This window comes from Massilia soli (assembly GCF_016809835.1).
Classification (GTDB): Bacteria; Pseudomonadota; Gammaproteobacteria; order Burkholderiales; family Burkholderiaceae_D; genus Telluria_A; species Telluria_A soli.
The window spans coordinates 587,765-604,628 of the sequence record NZ_JAFBIL020000001.1; the positions used below are offsets into that span (position 1 = coordinate 587,765).

The 16,864-nt window shown below is 64.2% G+C and carries 18 protein-coding genes; 3 read left to right on the top strand and 15 right to left on the bottom strand.

Features of this window, described 5'->3' with window-relative positions; translation table 11 throughout:
• Positions 1-37 precede the first annotated feature (37 nt).
• Positions 38-1,915, bottom strand: coding sequence for a potassium transporter Kup (locus tag I4X03_RS02675; protein WP_223465176.1), 1,878 nt, complete (start codon positions 1,913-1,915; stop codon positions 38-40).
• A 150-nt stretch (positions 1,916-2,065) separates the two neighbouring features.
• On the opposite strand from I4X03_RS02675, the gene rarD reads away from it, so the two are divergent.
• Positions 2,066-2,935: an EamA family transporter RarD gene (gene rarD, locus I4X03_RS02680; protein ID WP_223465179.1), complete on the top strand. Its 870-nt coding sequence runs from the start codon at positions 2,066-2,068 to the stop codon at positions 2,933-2,935.
• Between the two features lie 12 nt (positions 2,936-2,947).
• On the opposite strand, the gene I4X03_RS02685 is transcribed toward rarD, so the two are convergent.
• The 5 genes from I4X03_RS02685 to I4X03_RS02705 form a co-directional block, all read right to left on the bottom strand.
• Positions 2,948-3,421 carry a hypothetical protein gene (locus tag I4X03_RS02685; RefSeq protein WP_223465181.1) on the bottom strand — a complete coding sequence of 158 codons (474 nt, stop codon included), beginning with the start codon at positions 3,419-3,421 and terminating at the stop codon, positions 2,948-2,950.
• Between the two features lie 179 nt (positions 3,422-3,600).
• Entirely contained in the window at positions 3,601-4,125 is a 525-nt protein-coding gene (locus I4X03_RS02690) for a DinB family protein (protein WP_223466236.1), read from the bottom strand.
• A gap of 26 nt (positions 4,126-4,151) precedes the next feature.
• Positions 4,152-5,435 carry a sensor histidine kinase gene (locus I4X03_RS02695; protein ID WP_223465183.1) on the bottom strand — a complete coding sequence of 428 codons (1,284 nt, stop codon included), beginning with the start codon at positions 5,433-5,435 and terminating at the stop codon, positions 4,152-4,154.
• Positions 5,432-6,106, bottom strand: a complete 675-nt coding sequence (locus tag I4X03_RS02700) for a response regulator transcription factor (protein WP_223465185.1) — start codon at positions 6,104-6,106, stop codon at positions 5,432-5,434. The genes I4X03_RS02695 and I4X03_RS02700 overlap by 4 nt, the downstream gene beginning before the upstream one ends.
• A 13-nt stretch (positions 6,107-6,119) precedes the next feature.
• Complete coding sequence (locus tag I4X03_RS02705) at positions 6,120-7,172, bottom strand: type 1 glutamine amidotransferase domain-containing protein (RefSeq protein ID WP_223465187.1); 1,053 nt, start codon at positions 7,170-7,172, stop codon at positions 6,120-6,122.
• Positions 7,173-7,295: 123 nt separating this feature from the next.
• Between I4X03_RS02705 and ettA the strand changes: the two genes are divergently transcribed.
• Both ettA and I4X03_RS02715 read left to right on the top strand, forming a co-directional pair.
• Positions 7,296-8,963 carry an energy-dependent translational throttle protein EttA gene (gene ettA, locus I4X03_RS02710; RefSeq protein WP_223465196.1) on the top strand — a complete coding sequence of 556 codons (1,668 nt, stop codon included), beginning with the start codon at positions 7,296-7,298 and terminating at the stop codon, positions 8,961-8,963.
• A 182-nt stretch (positions 8,964-9,145) separates the two neighbouring features.
• Positions 9,146-9,619 carry an REP-associated tyrosine transposase gene (locus tag I4X03_RS02715; RefSeq protein WP_223465198.1) on the top strand — a complete coding sequence of 158 codons (474 nt, stop codon included), beginning with the start codon at positions 9,146-9,148 and terminating at the stop codon, positions 9,617-9,619.
• 78 nt (positions 9,620-9,697) lie between these two features.
• Here I4X03_RS02715 and I4X03_RS02720 read toward each other — a convergent pair whose 3' ends face one another.
• From I4X03_RS02720 to I4X03_RS02760, 9 genes are all read right to left on the bottom strand, one after another.
• Entirely contained in the window at positions 9,698-10,261 is a 564-nt protein-coding gene (locus I4X03_RS02720) for a porin family protein (protein ID WP_223465200.1), read from the bottom strand.
• Between the two features lie 174 nt (positions 10,262-10,435).
• Complete coding sequence (locus I4X03_RS02725) at positions 10,436-11,053, bottom strand: alpha-ketoglutarate-dependent dioxygenase AlkB family protein (RefSeq protein WP_223465202.1); 618 nt, start codon at positions 11,051-11,053, stop codon at positions 10,436-10,438.
• 53 nt (positions 11,054-11,106) lie between these two features.
• Positions 11,107-11,373 carry a hypothetical protein gene (locus I4X03_RS02730; RefSeq protein ID WP_223465205.1) on the bottom strand — a complete coding sequence of 89 codons (267 nt, stop codon included), beginning with the start codon at positions 11,371-11,373 and terminating at the stop codon, positions 11,107-11,109.
• Positions 11,374-11,655: 282 nt separating this feature from the next.
• Entirely contained in the window at positions 11,656-12,477 is an 822-nt protein-coding gene (locus tag I4X03_RS02735; RefSeq protein WP_223465207.1) for a Rossmann-like and DUF2520 domain-containing protein, read from the bottom strand.
• Complete coding sequence (locus I4X03_RS02740) at positions 12,477-13,055, bottom strand: DUF924 family protein (protein WP_223465210.1); 579 nt, start codon at positions 13,053-13,055, stop codon at positions 12,477-12,479. Before I4X03_RS02740 ends, I4X03_RS02735 begins: the two co-directional genes overlap by 1 nt.
• Before the next feature lie 11 nt (positions 13,056-13,066).
• Positions 13,067-13,813 carry an MgtC/SapB family protein gene (locus I4X03_RS02745; protein ID WP_223465214.1) on the bottom strand — a complete coding sequence of 249 codons (747 nt, stop codon included), beginning with the start codon at positions 13,811-13,813 and terminating at the stop codon, positions 13,067-13,069.
• A gap of 25 nt (positions 13,814-13,838) precedes the next feature.
• Positions 13,839-14,102, bottom strand: a complete 264-nt coding sequence (locus I4X03_RS02750) for a hypothetical protein (RefSeq protein ID WP_223465223.1) — start codon at positions 14,100-14,102, stop codon at positions 13,839-13,841.
• The gene (locus I4X03_RS02755) at positions 14,102-15,907 is read right to left on the bottom strand and encodes an aminopeptidase P family protein (protein ID WP_223465225.1); all 1,806 of its coding nucleotides are present in this window, start codon (positions 15,905-15,907) and stop codon (positions 14,102-14,104) included. Before I4X03_RS02755 ends, I4X03_RS02750 begins: the two co-directional genes overlap by 1 nt.
• Before the next feature lie 183 nt (positions 15,908-16,090).
• Positions 16,091-16,777, bottom strand: coding sequence for a Crp/Fnr family transcriptional regulator (locus I4X03_RS02760; protein ID WP_223465227.1), 687 nt, complete (start codon positions 16,775-16,777; stop codon positions 16,091-16,093).
• Positions 16,778-16,864 lie beyond the last annotated feature (87 nt).

The following is a 16,864-nucleotide window of genomic DNA, read 5'->3' on the forward strand; positions in this document are numbered from 1 at the left end:
ATGGATATTGTAAAATCGTCAAGCAAACGCGACATTGTCAGATGGTCACCTGGGTGCCGAGCTCGATCACCCGGTTAGGCGGGATCTGGTAGTAGTCGGCCGCGCTGCGGGCATTGCGCGACATGGCCACGAACAGATGCTCGCGCCACGGCGCCATGCCGCCGCCCGGCGCCGAGATCACGGTCTGGCGGGCGATGAAGAACGAGGTCTCCATCATCTCGAATTCGGCGCCCTGGGCCGCGGCCAGCTTCAGGATATGCGGGATGTCCGGCTCGTCCTTGAAGCCATAGAAGACATTCAGCTGGTAGCACTGGTGGCCCAGGTCGACGACCTTGACCTGTTCGGCTTCCGGCACCCACGGCTCTTCCAGGATGTGTACCGTCAGGAACACCACGCGCTCGTGCAGGACCTTGTTGTGCGACAGGTTGTGCAACAGCGCGTGCGGCACGCCGTCGCTTTCGCCGCGCAGGAAGATCGCGGTGCCGTACACCCGCGCCGGCGGCGCCACGAACAGCGAATCGAGGAAATCGGGCAGCGGAATCGCATGCTTTTGCAGGTTCTCGAACACCAGCCCGCGGCCGCGCTTCCAGGTCATCATCGCGGTAAACAGGATCGCGCCGAGCAGCAGCGGGAACCAGCCGCCGTGGAACAGCTTGAGCGATGTCGACGACAGCAGCATCACGTCGATCAGGAAGAAGAAGCCGGTCGCGCCGAAGCACAGCCACAGCGGCAGGTGCCAGCGGTAGCGCGTAACGAAGAAGGTCAGCACCGTGGTGCACAGCATGGTCGCGGTAACGGCGATACCGTAGGCCCCGGCCAGTTCGTCGGACGAACCGAACGATACGACCGCCAGCAGCACCACCGCCAGCTGCAGCCAGTTCACCGCCGGGATGTAGATCTGGCCGATCTCGCTGGCCGAGGTGTGCAGCACGCGCATGCGCGGCAGCAGGCCGAGCGCGATGGCCTGCTTGGTCATCGAGAAGGTGCCGGAGATCGTGGCCTGCGAGGCGATCACCGCGGCCATCGTCGACAGCGCCACCAGCGGATACACCGCCCAGCCGCTTACCTGGTGGAAGAACGGATTGCTGACCGCTTCCGGATGCTGGATCAGCATCGCGCCCTGGCCCAGATAGTTCAGCGCCAGCGATGGGAAGGCGATCGCGAACCACGCCATGCGGATCGGCTTTTTGCCAAAGTGGCCCATGTCGGCGTACAGCGCCTCGGCGCCGGTGATCGCCAGCACCACCGCGCCCAGCGCCACGAAGGCGGTGAATTTATTCTCCAGCATGAAGCGCAGCGCGTGCAGCGGATTCAGCGCGGCGAGCACCTCTGGCGCTTCAAAAATATGGTACACGCCCATGACGGCGAGCGTCAGGAACCAGACCAGCATGACCGGGCCGAACCAGCGGCCGATGCCGGCGGTGCCGCGCGACTGCACCGAATACAGCGCAACGAGCACCACGATCGAAATCGGCACGACATACGCTTCCATGCCGGGCGCGGCGACTTCCAGGCCTTCGATCGCGCCAAGCACCGAGATGGCGGGCGTGATCACGCTGTCGCCATAGAACATGGTGGCGCCGAACACGCCGAGCATCATCAGCGGCACGTACCAGCCGGAGCCCTTGGTGACCGAATTGAGCGCCAGCGCCATCAGCGCCATGACGCCGCCTTCGCCGCGGTTATCCGCGCGCAGCACCAAGGTCACGTACTTGAGGGAGACAATCGTCGTCAGCGCCCAGAAGATCAGCGACAAGATGCCGAGCAGGTTGGGCGTGTTGAGGGCGAGGCCGTGGGTGGTGTCGAAAACAGCTTTGAGGGTATACAGCGGGCTGGTGCCAATGTCGCCATAGACAATGCCGACAGCGGCCAGCGTCAGCGCCGCGATGCTGCTTTTCTTGTGTTCCGGGGTCAAAATTGCACCATGTTTTTGTTTTTGATGCGTTGCACAATATGCCAAGGTAAGGCAATTTGCAAGCGAAATTCCTCACATTCTGGGCAACCCCAGCGGCGATTTTTCAGCTGGTAGATAATGTTGTCCTAGCGAATATTTTGATTGTTTCTCATGCGCACCGGCGTTCTGTCCGCTGCCCTGGCCTTCCTGTGCTGGGGTTTGTTTCCTATTTACTTCCACGCGTTGAACGATGTCCCGCCGACCCAGATCCTGGTGCACCGGGTGCTCTGGTCGTTGCTGTTCCTGATGATCGTGCTGACCATCCGGCGCCAGTGGGCCTGGGTGCGGCCATTGATGAGCACGCCGCGCGTGATTGGCAGCTTCGCCATCAGCGCGTTACTGCTGTCGGGGAACTGGCTGCTGTATATTTGGGCAGTCAACAACGGCCACGTGATCGAATCGAGCCTGGGCTACTTCATCAACCCGCTGGTCAATGTCATGCTGGGCTACCTGGTGCTGAAGGAACGCCTGCGCGCCTTCCAGTGGGCGGCGATCGGGCTGGCCGCATGCGGCGTGGCTTGGCTGGCGTGGGACGCCGGGCGCATGCCCTGGATCGCGCTGGTGCTGGCCGCCTCGTTCGGCCTGTACGGCTTGATGCGCAAGACCGCGGCGCTGGGCGCGCTGGAAGGCCTGTCGTTCGAGACCATGCTGCTGTTCCCGTTCGCGCTCGGCTATGTCGTGTGGCTGACCATGACCGGCGCCAACGCCTTCGTCAATACGGAATCGGACTTCACCCGCTGGCTGCTGGCGGCGGCCGGGCCGATCACGGCGATCCCGCTGCTGCTGTTTGCGGCGGGCGCGCGCAAGATCCCGCTGTCGGTGCTGGGGCTGCTGCAGTACATCGGCCCGACCATCCAGTTCGCGCTGGGGATCTTCCTGTTCCACGAGGCATTCACCTCGGGCAAACTGGTCGGTTTCCTGATGATCTGGAGCGCGCTGGCCTTGTACGCGGCCGAAGGACTGTGGAAGCGCGCTAACTGACAGAGGTGCGCGTTAATCGCGTGCCGGCCGCGTCGCCAGTGCCACCACGGCAGCGCCCGCGGCCACGACGAGCGCGTCTTCAATCAGTCCGCTGCGGGTCTGGCCGATACGGGCCATCGCCTGCTTGCGCCCGGCCAGGGTCAGATAGGCCAGCGGAACGGCAGTTGCCACCGCGACAGCGGCGCCGGCCTTCTCCCGGCCGGCCGGCGCCAACGCCGCACCGGCGATCGCGGCGCTCATCACGCGTGCGAGCAGCCCAAGGAACACCGTCCGGTCAGGCGCGGTTTTCATCTTATCTCCGAGCAACTCACCAACGCCCATTGCCATCGCACCATATTTAAACAGGGGGCGATCCAACAGCATCAGCTCGCCCGTGGTGCCGCGCCCCGCGGCGCGGGCAGTGGCGAGCGTCGCCATCGGGGTCATCGAACGGGCGCTGGCGACAGCACCAATCAGGGCGGAGGGAAGTAGGCTGGGGGTGTTCATTCTTAAGACTCCTGTGGCAAGTGGAAGCGGTTTCGCTGGGGAGACGCGGCCGTCCGCGCCAGTGCGCCCTGTTGCGCACAAGCCGGCAGTCGCCTCATCAGCTCGGTAGCTGCCAGATTAGGCTACTTCGCACCGCGATGTCGCCACCTACGGTTAGTGCGCCAGGGCGCCGCCGGGTGCTAGGGAATCCATGCGAGAAGGTCGGTCACGCCGACATCCACGCCAGCTTGCGACAACAGCGTACTGACCTGGCCGCGATGGTGTGTTTGATGATTGAAAAAGTGCAGGAGCAAGGGTCCGAAATATGTGCGGCGATCGCCACGCGCATTGCGGTAGCAGACCTGCAGGCCCAGGTCGCTTTCGGATATTTCCGCCGCCAAGGCAGTGATGATCGCATCGAGCCGCGCGCGATGCGCCGTGAGCGACGCCAGGTCCTCGCTATGGATATGCGCAAGCGAAGCGGGAGCAGGCATGTCGAGCACTGCCGCCAGCGATGCGAAGCCTGACGGATGCGCCGCAAACCGGCGCAGCCAGATCGTGTCCCCGGCGACGATATGGTTCAGCGTGCCGAGGATCGATCCGAAAAAGGCGCCGCGGTCGGCGGCCAGCGCTTCCTTCGGCAAGGTGGCTGCCGCGGAATACACTTGCTGATTCATGGACGCGTTATACGACGCCAATAAAACGATATCTTCGCGAGTCGGCATATTTTTTCTTTCTATAAAGGCTGAGTTTACCGGGCTGGCCACTGGCGAGGCAAGCTGGCGGCGCCATCGGCAGCCCGAGGGAAGCGCAAGCTCGCCTTGGTGCCGGCAACGGCGCAGCTGGCAATGCTTAAGTCGATGCCGCTGCGCGCGGCCAGCCGGTCGACGATCGACAAGCCAAGCCCCAGTCCTTCGCTCGCCTGCCCCCTCGCCCCGGCCCGATGCAGGCCGGGCGCGATACCCGGTCCGCTGTCGGTCACGGCCAGGCCGCCCTGCTCCATGCTGATTCGAACCTGGCCTTCCATCGTATGGCCGAACGCGTTGCTGACCAGGTTGGACAGCAGGATCGCCAGGCTGGCGCGCCGGCACACCACGCTATCGTTCGCGCCGACATCCACCACCACCTCCACCGCCTTGCCATCGAGCAGGTGGGCATGCTGAACCACGATGCTTTCCACCAGCGGCAGCAGCAGCACCCGTTCCGCCGGCGGCGTCTGGCCCAGGTCTTCGCGCGCCAGCGCCAGCAGGGTGTCGACCGATTGCGCCATCGCTTCGGCTGCCGTCAGGATGCGCTGCACCTGCGCCGCCTGCTGCGGCGCCAGCGGCTGGCTGGCCAGCAGGCGCGCGGCGCCGCCGACCACGGCCAGCGGCGTGCGCAGCTCGTGGCTGGCATCGCGCGTGAAGTGCTGCTCGCGCTCGATGAAGTCGGCGATGCGGTCCATCGCCTGCTCCAGCCCCTTCGCCAGCGCGCCGATTTCATTGTCCGGGAATTGACCCGCGAAGCCGCGCGGAAGATGGCCAGGCGCGGCCTCCGCCACCAGCCCGGCCAGGCGATCGAGCGGTGCGGTGGCGCGGCGCGCCAGCCAGTAGCCAAAGCCCGCGGTCAGGGTCACCATCAGCAGCGCCAGTACCGCCAGCACGCCGCCGAGGAAAGGCAGGCGCTGACGCACCACCAGTTCGCGACTCACTTCGGCGACGATGAAGTACGGGACGCTGCCCGGCGCCACCACGTGATAGTGGCGCCCGGCGTCGCCGTAGTATTCGCGCCGGTTCGGCTCGTACTGGCGCGCGAGATCGGCCGGGAAGCTGCCCTGGCCGCGATGGATGGTGACGAAATCGCGCAACGGCTTGACCGGCGCGCCAGCCTGTTGCTGGTGCTCGGTCTCCTGGCGCAGCATGTTTTCGAAGAAGCTGTCTTCGACCGTGTACACAAACACCAGGCTGAAGGCCGAGAAGCACAGCGCCGTCGCCAGGGCGAACACGGTGAAGGCGGTGACGATCCGGCGGCGCAGGCTATGCGGCGAGGCGCTCATGCCGACGCATCCAGACGAAAACCGACCCCATGCACCGTCAGCAGCATCGGGCGCGCGAACGGTTTATCGAGCGCCTGGCGCAGCAGGTACATATGGCTGCGCAGCGCATCGGAATCGGGCGGGTCGTCGCGCCACAATGCATGCGTGAGTTCGGACCGGGTCACCGTGCGCGGGTGCGCTTCGGCCAGCGCCAGCAGGAGCTGGTACCCGGCCGGATGCAGCCGCAGCGCCTGCCCATCGCGCGCCGCGCTCTGCGCCTGGCGGTCGAGCGTCAGGCTGCCAATGGCAAGACTGTGATGCTGGTGCAGCGTGTGGCGTCGCGCCAGCGCATGGCAGCGCGCCAGCAGTTCTTCCAGCGCGAACGGCTTGAGGAGGTAGTCGTCGGCGCCGCAATCGAAGCCGGCCAGCTTGTCGTGCAGCGCGTCGCGCGCGGTGAGCATCAACACCGGAACGCGGCGCGCATGCTGCTCGCGCAGGCGCCTGCATACTTCGAGTCCATCGAGACCGGGCAGCGTCAGGTCGAGCAGCACGAGGTCGTAATGGTTGTCGAGCGCGAGCTGCAGGCCGTGCGTGCCGTCGGCCGCGAAGTCGGCGCTGTGGCCGTGCTGCTCCAGGCCTTCGGCCAGGTTGCGCGCCAGCGGCGCGTGGTCTTCGACGACGAGTATGTGCACGGACTGCGGTCCTTTAACGGTTTGCCAGGCGCTGTAGCTGGAATGCGTCGGCGAGGCGCCACTCCATCGCAGCCACGGCCGCGTGCATCAGCACCAGCATCTTATCAAACTGCACCACCCTCGCCTGCTCGGTTCTGGCCGCCGCAAGGCCGCCGCGCTGGTACGCTGCCAGCATGCGCACGCTGTTCTCGTCGAGTCCCGGTTCGCGCGCCACCGGCGCATGGCCCAATGCCTTGATCATCGCCTCCACTGTCGACCAGGTCGACCATGAATTCTGCCCGGTGACGAGACGGCCATCGACGATGGTGTGGTCGAGATAGTTCGGCGCTGCGACGAAGCGCGCGCCGCGGTCGATCGCGCGGTCCTGCAGCATGAACGGGAACTGCTCGCGCGCGTTCTGGTCGAGGAACAGCTCTTCGTCATTGGTGAAGCCGGTCATCTGCTTGCCTGCCACGAAAGGCTTGCCGTCCGCCGTCATCACGCCAAGCAGGGCTGCCGGACCATGGCATACCGCGCCGACCACGCCACGTTGGGCGATATCGAGCACGATGCGCGGCACGTCGCGGTTGACCGGCAGGTCGTACATCGCGCCTTTGCCGCCGACGATGTACACGGCATCGTAGCGCCCGGAGTCCACCTGGGCCAGTGGCAGCGACTGATTCACCCTGGCCTGGGCGTCGGCGTCGTTGAGGAAGGCATAGTCGATGTCCTGCATGTCGTCGGTGTCGATGCGCGCGGGCGGCTTGCCGCCCAGGGGCGAGGCGATGTCGACGTCGTAGCCGTTGACCTTGAACGCGTAGTAGGCGCGTGACAGCTCGGTCAGTTCATAACCCGCCCTTTTATTCAGCGGACCGCCACGTTCGGCGCTGCTGACGATGGCCAGGATGCGGCCGCGCTGTTCGCCGGCTGCCTGCTTCAGGTAAGGCACGTCGGCCGGCGTGGCATGCACATTGGCCTTCGGAATGCTGTCGAGGTCGTAGCTGAGGTAGCGTCCCCACGCCAGTGCGGCGATCAGTGCGAGGAAGGCGGCCAGCCAGGCGGCGGCGCGGAGTAAAGTGCGGGTCATTTCGTTCTCCTAGGTAATGAATGACCCAAGCTTGCGCCGCACCGTGTGAAATGGATGTGAAAAGGTCAAAAGCGCTGCCGATTACTGTATCCTGTTGACCTTTCGCTTTAACCGAGACTCTCAATGGCAAATTACGTCTATACCATGAACCGCGTGGGCAAAATCGTTCCGCCTAAACGCCAGATTCTGAAAGACATTTCGCTCTCATTCTTCCCGGGCGCCAAGATCGGCGTGCTGGGCCTGAACGGCTCCGGCAAGTCGACCCTGCTAAAAATCATGGCAGGCATCGACACCGACATCCAGGGCGAAGCACGCCCGATGCCGGGCCTGAACATTGGCTACCTGCCGCAGGAACCGCAGCTGGACCCTGAACTGACCGTGCGCCAGGAAGTGGAATCGGGCCTGGGCGAAGCGTTCGAAGCGCAAGCCAAGCTCGAAGCCGTGTACGCGGCCTACGCCGACGAAGACGCTGACTTCGACGCACTCGCCACCGAGCAGGCGCGCCTGGAAGCGATCATCTCGTCGTCCGACGGCGGCAACCTGAACCTGCAGCTGGAAATGGCCGCCGATGCGCTGCGCCTGCCGCCGTGGGACCAGAAGATCGGCGTGCTGTCCGGCGGTGAAAAGCGCCGCGTGGCGCTGTGCAAGCTGCTGCTGTCGAAGCCCGACATGCTGCTGCTCGACGAGCCGACCAACCACCTTGACGCGGAATCGGTCGACTGGCTGGAGCAGTTCCTGGTGCGTTTCCCAGGCACCGTGGTCGGCATTACCCACGACCGCTACTTCCTCGACAACGCCGCCGAGTGGATCCTGGAACTGGACCGCGGCAGCGGCATTCCGTGGAAAGGCAACTACAGCTCGTGGCTGGACCAGAAGCAAGCCCGCCTGAAGCAGGAAGAATCGACCGAGTCGGCACGCCAGAAGGCGCTGCAGAAGGAACTCGAATGGTCGCGCCAGAATCCGAAGGCGCGCCAGGCCAAGTCGAAGGCCCGCATGGCCCGCTTCAACGAGCTGTCCGAGCACGAATACCAGAAGCGCAACGAGACCCAGGAGATCTTCATCCCTGTGGCCGAGCGCCTGGGCAACGAAGTCATCGAGTTCAAGAATGTGTCGAAGGCCTTCGGCGACCGCCTGCTGATCGACAACCTGTCGTTCACGGTGCCTGCCGGCGCGATCGTCGGCATCATCGGCCCGAACGGCGCCGGTAAATCGACCCTGTTCAAGATGATCACCGGCAAAGAACAGCCGGACAGCGGCGAAGTCGTGGTCGGCAAGACCGCGCGCGTGTCGATCGTCGACCAGCACCGCGACGAACTGTCGGACAAGAAAACGGTCTTCGAGGACGTTTCCGGCGGCGCCGACATGCTGACCGTTGGCCGCTTTGAAATGCCGTCGCGTGCCTACCTGGGCCGCTTCAACTTCAAGGGTTCGGACCAGCAAAAGGTCGTCGGCAACCTGTCCGGTGGCGAACGCGGCCGCCTGCACCTGGCCAAGACGCTGCTCCAGGGCGGCAACGTCCTGCTGCTCGATGAACCGTCGAACGACCTGGACGTGGAAACCCTGCGCGCGCTGGAAGATGCGCTGCTCGAGTTTGCCGGCAGCGTGATGGTGATCTCCCACGATCGCTGGTTCCTTGACCGTATCGCGACGCACATCCTGGCATTCGAAGGCAATTCGCAGGTAACCTTCTTCGACGGTAACTATCAGGAATATGAAGCCGACAAGAAGAAGCGCCTGGGTGAAGAAGGCGCCAAGCCGAAGCGTATTCGCTACAAGCCGCTGACTGTGTAAGCGGCGTAAGCCTCGGTGAAGGCTCCCTGCGGGGAGCCTTTTTTTTGCTTTCTAAAAGGCAAACGAACATCGGCCCGGAATCCGGTTGTGTAAGATTCTCAATGATGAGGCCGCCTGAGAGAAGCCCCACCCATTTGAGCCAATCGACATGGCAGCGGGGCTTCGTCCCCCAGACTAGGCTGATGAATGCGTATCAAGGCAATCGCGTTCCGGGAGGAACGTACTTCTTCACGGTAAGGCTTCGGGATCCGGGCAGTTCGCTGCTAACCGAGCACATCTCAGCCTTCGGCGAAGCGATCCGGCTGGTGCGCACCCGCAAGCCGTTTCATATAGACGCATGGGTGGTCCTGCCCGACCACGCCCACGCGATCTGGACACTGCCACCGGGCGACAACGACTGCGCTGCGCGCTGGCGCGCGGTCAAGATCGCGTTCTCCAAGTCGCTGCGCAAGACTGGCCTGTCGCAAGCCGATGAACGCACCATCTGGGCCCGCCACTACAAGGACCACCTGGTCCACGACGACGCCGAATACGCCCGGCTGATCGATTATGTCCACCATAATCCGCTGCGCCACGGCATGTGCCAGCGCCTCGACGATTGGCCATGGTCGTCGCTGCACCGCTTCGTTGCGGCCGGCTACACCCCATCCAGCTAACATCGCCGCCACAATAGAACAGGGCGGGAAAGCCTGATTGGCCCTTCCCGCCCTGCGTTGATACTTTACGACTTCAGTTTAGAAGTTGTAACGTGCTGCCACGGTCACTGCGTCCGGCTTAGGGCCGAAATCGCGGCTCTTGCCGTAGCGCTCGTATTCCACGGTCAGCGCAACTTGCTGGCTCAGGTTGTACTGAGCGCCCAGGCCTGCGTAAAGGCCGTTATCGGATTCGCTGCGGTTCATGCCAGGGGTAGCGCTGCTGAGCTTGTTCTTGGTGTGGGCAACGCCCAGCTTGCCGAAGAACGAAAACTGCTCGTTCATTGGCGCGGTTGCCTTGGCAGCGATGTAGGTTGCACGGCCGTCGACTTCACCGCGGCCATTCACGCCAGCCTGGGTAAAGCTGACATCGGTCTTCTTGAAGTCTGCGTGGCCAATTTCCATGCCGAAGTTCTGGTCGATTTCGACACCTCCAAAGATCTTGCCGCCGGCCTTGTAGCCTTCAGCGCTGCGGTTGGTGGTACCGGCGACTTCGAACGTGTTGTCGGCCGAAACCACACCAACACCAACGTAAGGACGGTTCTGTGCCTGGGCTGCGCCCATGGCGGTTGCACCTGCGATCAATGCGAAGATAAGCTTTTTCATACGGACTCCTGTTGTTGTTGACACGTCTGGTCCGCAATTCGATATTGAATTGCGAGGTAGCCAAGATAGCATCAACGACAAGGCAGAGTCCGTGGGTATCCCGTAAGACTTGTAAGGAGATGTAACGAAAAACGCAAATAGATGACTCGCCGTTCAGCTATTTCAATATCCGCTTTAGCGTGTTTTCGTGGGAGATGCGAGTATGTTGCGGAAAGTTAGATTCAACCGCGGTCCCATTGGGCGTGTTGATTTGTTAATTCCATGCAACCAAAAGTGTTGCGTCTTTCCCCTCATCAGTAGCACGCTACCTGCGCTCAGCTCGAGCCGTAGGGTCTGTTTCGTGTGCTTGTGGCGCAGGATGAACCTGCGCGAGGCGCCGAAACTCAGGGAAGCGATCGCTGGCTCGGGGCCGAGCTCGGCCTCGTCATCGCTGTGCATGCCCATGCTGTCGCGTTCACTGCGGTAGTAATTGAGCAGCACGCTATTGAAACAGTGCCCCGTCGCCAGTTCGACGGCTTGCTTGAGTGTCAGCAGCAGCGGCGTGAACGGCAGCGGCTCGAGATCGAGTCCGGAATAGCTATAACCCGCCTCGCCGTGCCATGCGGTCAGGCGCGGCTGCAGGTGCCGCTTCCCCCACAAGGTGATCGATTCGGCGCGCCAGGCGGTGTCGGCCACCAGCCGGGCCAGCACCTCATCGTTGGTTAGCGCTAGCGGCAACTGCTCCAGCAATAGCAATTCACCATCGGGAATGGCGATGGGGATCAGTGCGTTGCTTGGGGTGAACAGGTCCATCCTGGTGCCGGATCGCTATGATCGTGCCCGACGGCGCTGTGCCACATCGAGGTTCAGGCGTAGGCTTCGGCCAGGCTCATCACCCTTGGCGTGATGGTAATGCCAGCCTTGCTGAACAGCGCCTCGATCGCGGCCATGTTGGCCTCGTTCTCTTCCGTCTTCCAGCCTTTGAACAGGTCGGTCCCGTCCTTCTGGAAATGCAGGTCGAGCACCTTGCCCTTGTCCTTGTGGATGTAGCTTTGCTTGTAGGTGTTATGGAAGCCCATCTGTTCCAGTTCGGCCAGGATACCCTCTGGCGGATTGTCTGGATCGGTAGCCATGAAAATGCCGAAAGTCTTGCCAGGCGGTTTAGCCGCGATATCTACTTCATAGATACCCGGGGCTTTTGTCACAGATGTCGTTTTCAGGAATAACATTTTTTTCTCCGCTTGACGGCTGCCAAGGCTTATCTTTTAGGCAAAGCATGGGCATGTGTTGCCCAGCGGAACAAGCTTATTGCGATTTGTCGACTTTGTCGATGAATCGTTGCATCTTTTTTAAATGACGAGGGTAAAACGGTACAGCTTGTTCCAAAACAGGCAATGCCCGGGCCGGCAAAGCCGCTAATGGCGCCGGGCCGCCAGGCCCACCGTGGCCTCGGCCAGCGCCTCGTAGAGCCTGCCGGCGCCCGGGTCCCACGTCGCGACGGCGGCCTGCTGGCGCGCGACCGTCGCCATGTCGCCGCGCGCAATCGGACCGCTTAGCGCGCTTTCCGGTCCCAGCCTGAACACATTGGCCAGGGTTTCGGTCGCCAGCGGGCGCGCCAGCTCGCGCGCAGCGGCTTCCGGGATGCCCGCCGCCTGGTAGGCCCGCAACGCCGCGTCGATCACCGTGACCAGGTAGTTCGATGCGAACACCGCAGCGGCGTGGTACACGGTTTTCGCCGACGCGTCGATCTGGGCGACCCGCCCGCCGATGGCAAGCAGCGCCGGTTCCAGCATCGCGATGGCGCCCGGCGCCCCTTCGACCCCGCACCAGGTGCCGCCGAACCCGTGCGCCACCGCATCCGGGTCGGCGAAGCTGCGGATCGGATGGGCGCTGGCGGTGAGCGCGCCCGCCTGTGCGGCAGCGTCCAGCTCAAGCGACGATTTGGCGCCGCTGCAGTGGAACACCAGCGCGCCCGCCAGCGGCACGGCGGCGGCAAGGCGCGCGCAGGCGGCTGCGATCTGGTCGTCCGGCACTGCCAGCATCCAGGCGTCGGCCCGATCCATCTGCGCGATATCCGTCACCGCCTGGCCGGCGCCGATGAAGGCGACGGCGTCGGCGGCGCTGGCGGCCGAGCGCGTCAGCACCGCGCCGACCTCGAACTCGCCGCTGGCGGCGAACAGCCGCCCCAGCACGCGTCCGACGTGGCCGGCGCCGATGATGTTCAATGAAGGCGCCATCAGAATCCGCTGCCTGGCTGGGCCAGGTACTCCAGCTCGTCCGGCGTCGATGTGCGGCCGAGGATCGGATTGCGGTGCGGGAAGCGGCCAAAGCGCGCGATCACGCCGCGATGGCGGTGCGCGTAATCGAGCGAGGACTCGAAGCCGGGATGCTCGCGCGACAGCTCGCTGAACAGCTGGACCGCCAGTTCCTGCATGGCGGCGTCTTCGGCATGCTCGAACGGCATGTAGGCGAACGAGCGCTGCACCGGCGTGAGCTTGCGGTCGTCGCCGCTGTCGACCAGTTCGCGCGCCGCGGCCAGCGCCAGCGCGTCGCCAGCAAAAGCGTCGGGGGTGCCGCGCGCGCTGTTGCGGGTCAGCTGGTCCAGCACGAGGATGCGCGCCAGCTTGCCTTGCGGGCCCTGGGTATCCCAGTCGCGCAGGCCGCCGCCGACGGCCAGGGCGATCGGCGCGCCGAAGCGCTCGCGGATGGCGGCGTCAAACGCGGCGTCCTTGCGGAACCATTCGGCGCGCGGTTTGCCGTGGCCCTCGTCGGAGGCGGGCAGGAACCAGAAATCGAGAACATCTTGAGGGGTCACGGCATTCCTTGTCAGTTGCGTGCGTGTGCGAGCTTGAAGCTGGCGATACCTTCGTAGCCTGTCAGTTCATGCGCCAGGTCGGACAACGGGGCACCGCTGCGCTTGGACAGCGCGAGCGCGACAAAACGCCACTCGTGCACGCCATGGTCGTTGCTGATCATGAGCGAACCGCCGGCGATTTCATAACCGCGCTCGAGCGCCAGCCTGCGCATCTCGCTCTCGCGCGGAACGAAGCCAGGGCTGAAGCGCAGCGTGATCGCAATGGCATGGCGCGACGGCAGGATGCCCTCAAGTCGCGACAGGTAGATCATGATCCCTGCCGACAGCAGCGCCAAACCGATCGCCGCGAGGTAGAAGCCGACGCCGACCATCACGCCAATCGCCGATGCGGCCCAGATCGAGGCAGCTGTCGTCAGGCCGCTGATGCTGAAGCCTTCGCGCATGATCACGCCCGCGCCGAGGAAGCCGATGCCGGTGACGATCCCCTGGATGACACGGGTCGGGTCGATCCCCAGCGTCATCGCCGTGCCCTGCCCGCCGTACCAGGAATCCGGATAACCGGCCACCATCATCAGCGCCGCCGATGCCATGCACACCAGGCCGTAGGTGCGCATGCCGGCTGCGCGGCCATGGTAGCTGCGCTCGTAGCCGACCAGCAGGCCAAGCAGCAGCGCCCCCACCATGTTGGCCAGCACCAGCAGGTTGGTGGCGATTTCAGGTTGCGACCAGTAAGAGGCCAGCAGTTGGTTCGACGGCATGCGCTGTCTTTCGGCGGTTGCCCGCTCAGGTGGTGGGTTTTTTTACCAGTTGTTTTTCAAACGCGACGTCGTATTTGCTGACCCGCCTGACTTCCTGCGGCCCGAGCTTTTTGACGAACGCCACAAACTCGTCCAGTTCGAGCGGCTGGCACAGAGGCGGCTCGCCCGGCTTCTCGCTTAGCTGGAACAGGCCGTCGCCAGTGCGGACCATCGAGTAGCCCTGGTTGCCGGTGCGCTCCTTGAGCCGGTCGACCGCGCTGCTTGCGCGGGTTGAACGTCCGCTTGCCATCAGATTTCCTCCGTTCGGGTGTGCAGCCATGCCGCCGCCTCGCCCGCCACATGCGGTGCCAGGCGCGCGCGCACGGTCGCGTGGTAGTCGTTGATCCATGCCTTCTCGTCGGCGCGCAAAATAGCCAGGTCGAGGCAGCGCGTATCGATCGGACACAGGGTCAGGGTCTCGAAGCGCAGGAACTCGCCAAATTCGGTCGATTCCGCATCGACGTTGAGCACCAGGTTCTCGATGCGGATGCCCCACTTGCCGGGCCGGTAGATGCCAGGCTCGATCGAGGTGATCATGCCAGGCTCCATCGCCGTGTGCGGATCGGGCGGCGTGCTGGGCGAGATCGACTGCGGACCCTCATGCACATTCAGGAAGTAGCCTACGCCGTGCCCGGTACCATGGCCGTAGTCGATGCCGGCGGCCCAGATCGGCGCGCGCGCAATGGCGTCGAGCAGCGGCGAGCGGGTACCGCGCGGATAGTGGGCGGCGGACAGGGCGATCAGCCCTTTGAGCACCAGCGTGAAGTCGCGCCGGTGCGCATCGCCGATGTCGCCAACGGCGACCACGCGGGTGATGTCGGTGGTGCCGCCCAGGTACTGGCCGCCGGAATCGATCAGCAGCAGGCCGTGGCCTTCGATGACCGCATGCGACTGCTCGGTGGCGCGGTAATGCATGATCGCGCCGTTGGCATTGAAGCCGGCGATGGTGCCGAAGCTTGGGCTGACAAATCCCGGGCGGCGCGCACGCGCCGCCGTAATGTGGCGGTCGATCGCGACCTCTGTCAGCGCGTCGCGCTGCGGGTCTTGCAGCGTCGCCTCCAGCCAGGCGAAGAACTCGCACAGGGCCGCGCCGTCCTGTTCCATGGTCGCGCGCACGTGCTCCGCTTCGGCGCCGGTCTTGCGCGACTTGGCGAAGGTGGTGGGATTGACCGCTTCGATGACCCGGCTGGCCGGATCGACCGCGGCGCGCATGCCCGCGGTGACGCGGCGCGGATCGATCAATAGCGCCGTGCCGGCGCCGAGCGTCGCCAGGGCGCCGGCTGCGTCGTCATAGCGCGCGAGATGCACGCCGTCAGCCTGCAGGGCCGCACGCAGGTCCGCCGGCACCTTGCCGTCACCGGCAAACAGGGTGGCGCGCTCCGGCGTGATCAGCGCATGGGCCAGGAAGACCGGATTGAAGCTGACGTCCGATCCGCGCAGGTTGAACAGGTAGGCGATGTCGTCCAGCGTCGAGACGAAGTGGGCGTTCGCCCCCGCCTTCGCCATCGCCTCGCGGGTCGCCGCCAGCTTGGCGGCGCGCGCCGTGGCCGCGAATGGCGCGGCGTGCTCGAACACCGGATCGGTGGGCAGTGCCGGGCGCTCGGGCCAGACCTCGTCGAGCAGGTCGATATCGGTGCGCAGCACAATGCCGCGCGCGGCCAGGGCGTCGGCCAGCAGGCGCGCGCTTGACAGTCCAAGCACGCGCGCGTCGACCGCCACCGTCTGGCCCGGCGCCATGGTCGCGGCCAGCCAGTCGATGTGCAGCAGGCTGGCGCCCGACGGGATCTTCATCAGCGCGACGCCGCTGCCGGCCAGTTCGGTTTCCGCCTGGGTCCAGTAACGAGCATCGGTCCACACGCCGGCGAAGGTCGTGGTAGCGATAAACGTTCCGACCGACCCGGTAAAACCGGACAGCCACTCGCGCCCCTTCCAGTGCCCGGGCAGGTATTCGGACAGGTGCGGGTCGGCCGACGGCACCACGAAGGCGTCGATGCGATGGCGCTGCATTGCGCCGCGCAGGGCGGCGACGCGGTCGCCTGCTGTTGAAATATCCATTGAGTCGGTGAGATGGTGAGTTCTTCTTATGATACCTCCTGCACACGCCGGTCGCGCAGACCGAATTCGTGTCGGAAACGTTACACGGCAATGGCGACAGTCCTTGCTGGCCTTGCCGCACATTGATCTTCGTCAACTTAAAGTGTTTTGAGAGCCGTTCGTCCCGGCTCGCCAGCCCGCCGCCTAGGTCTCGAACAGGCGCAAGCCTTCGACATCGAGCACCCGGATGCCCCCGTAGTCGATCTGCACCAGGCCTTCCTTCTCCAGCAACTGCAGCGCCTGATTGGCGCGTTGCCGCGATGCGCCCGACAGGTAGCCAATCTCTTCCTGCGAAATTTGCACGACCTTGTCGACGCCGGGATAGAGGTGCGAATTGAACATCGACGCCAGGCAGCGCGCCACTCGCGTGTCGACGTTCAGCAGGCGATCGGTCTCGACCAGCCCGATGAACTGGCCAAGGCGCTCATTGAGCTGCATCAAAAGAAAGCGCGTGAACGGCAGGCTCGTTTCCAGCAGCCATTCAAAGGTCGCGCGCGGCATCTGCGCCACCCGGGTGTCGCGCAGGGCGATCACGTCGTACTTGCGGTGGTCGTCCTTCAGCAGCGAGCCCTCGCCAAACCAGCCGCCCGCGGGCACGCCGGTGAAGGTGACGTTCTTTCCTGCCGCAGAAAAATTGTTCATCTTCACCAGGCCATCGATGATGCCGGTCCAGCTTTCCATCGGCTCGCCCTTGCGGCAAACGAATCCACCCTTCGGCACGAACTGCTCGAAGGTGTCGGCCTCGACCCGCTGCATCTGTGAAGCGCTCAGGCAGCGCGCCCAGATAGTGGCCCGGAGATGTTGTGTCAGTGTTTGTGCTTGATTGTCCATTGTGCGTCGCAGCATCGAAAGTCGGCGCAATTGTCATCCAAATGACAACGTTGAATTGAAACGCAAGCTAATATCATCACACAAAAG

Coding starts and splice junctions, on each gene's coding strand:
- rarD (WP_223465179.1), top strand. CDS start 2,066: ATGCGCACCGGCGTTCTGTCCGCTGCCCTGGCCTTCCTGTGCTGGGGT.
- I4X03_RS02685 (WP_223465181.1), bottom strand. CDS start 3,421: ATGAACACCCCCAGCCTACTTCCCTCCGCCCTGATTGGTGCTGTCGCC.
- I4X03_RS02690 (WP_223466236.1), bottom strand. CDS start 4,125: ATGCCGACTCGCGAAGATATCGTTTTATTGGCGTCGTATAACGCGTCC.
- I4X03_RS02695 (WP_223465183.1), bottom strand. CDS start 5,435: ATGAGCGCCTCGCCGCATAGCCTGCGCCGCCGGATCGTCACCGCCTTC.
- I4X03_RS02705 (WP_223465187.1), bottom strand. CDS start 7,172: ATGACCCGCACTTTACTCCGCGCCGCCGCCTGGCTGGCCGCCTTCCTC.
- ettA (WP_223465196.1), top strand. CDS start 7,296: ATGGCAAATTACGTCTATACCATGAACCGCGTGGGCAAAATCGTTCCG.
- I4X03_RS02715 (WP_223465198.1), top strand. CDS start 9,146: ATGAATGCGTATCAAGGCAATCGCGTTCCGGGAGGAACGTACTTCTTC.
- I4X03_RS02720 (WP_223465200.1), bottom strand. CDS start 10,261: ATGAAAAAGCTTATCTTCGCATTGATCGCAGGTGCAACCGCCATGGGC.
- I4X03_RS02725 (WP_223465202.1), bottom strand. CDS start 11,053: ATGGACCTGTTCACCCCAAGCAACGCACTGATCCCCATCGCCATTCCC.
- I4X03_RS02730 (WP_223465205.1), bottom strand. CDS start 11,373: ATGGCTACCGATCCAGACAATCCGCCAGAGGGTATCCTGGCCGAACTG.
- I4X03_RS02735 (WP_223465207.1), bottom strand. CDS start 12,477: ATGGCGCCTTCATTGAACATCATCGGCGCCGGCCACGTCGGACGCGTG.
- I4X03_RS02745 (WP_223465214.1), bottom strand. CDS start 13,813: ATGCCGTCGAACCAACTGCTGGCCTCTTACTGGTCGCAACCTGAAATC.
- I4X03_RS02750 (WP_223465223.1), bottom strand. CDS start 14,102: ATGGCAAGCGGACGTTCAACCCGCGCAAGCAGCGCGGTCGACCGGCTC.
- I4X03_RS02755 (WP_223465225.1), bottom strand. CDS start 15,907: ATGGATATTTCAACAGCAGGCGACCGCGTCGCCGCCCTGCGCGGCGCA.
- I4X03_RS02760 (WP_223465227.1), bottom strand. CDS start 16,777: ATGGACAATCAAGCACAAACACTGACACAACATCTCCGGGCCACTATC.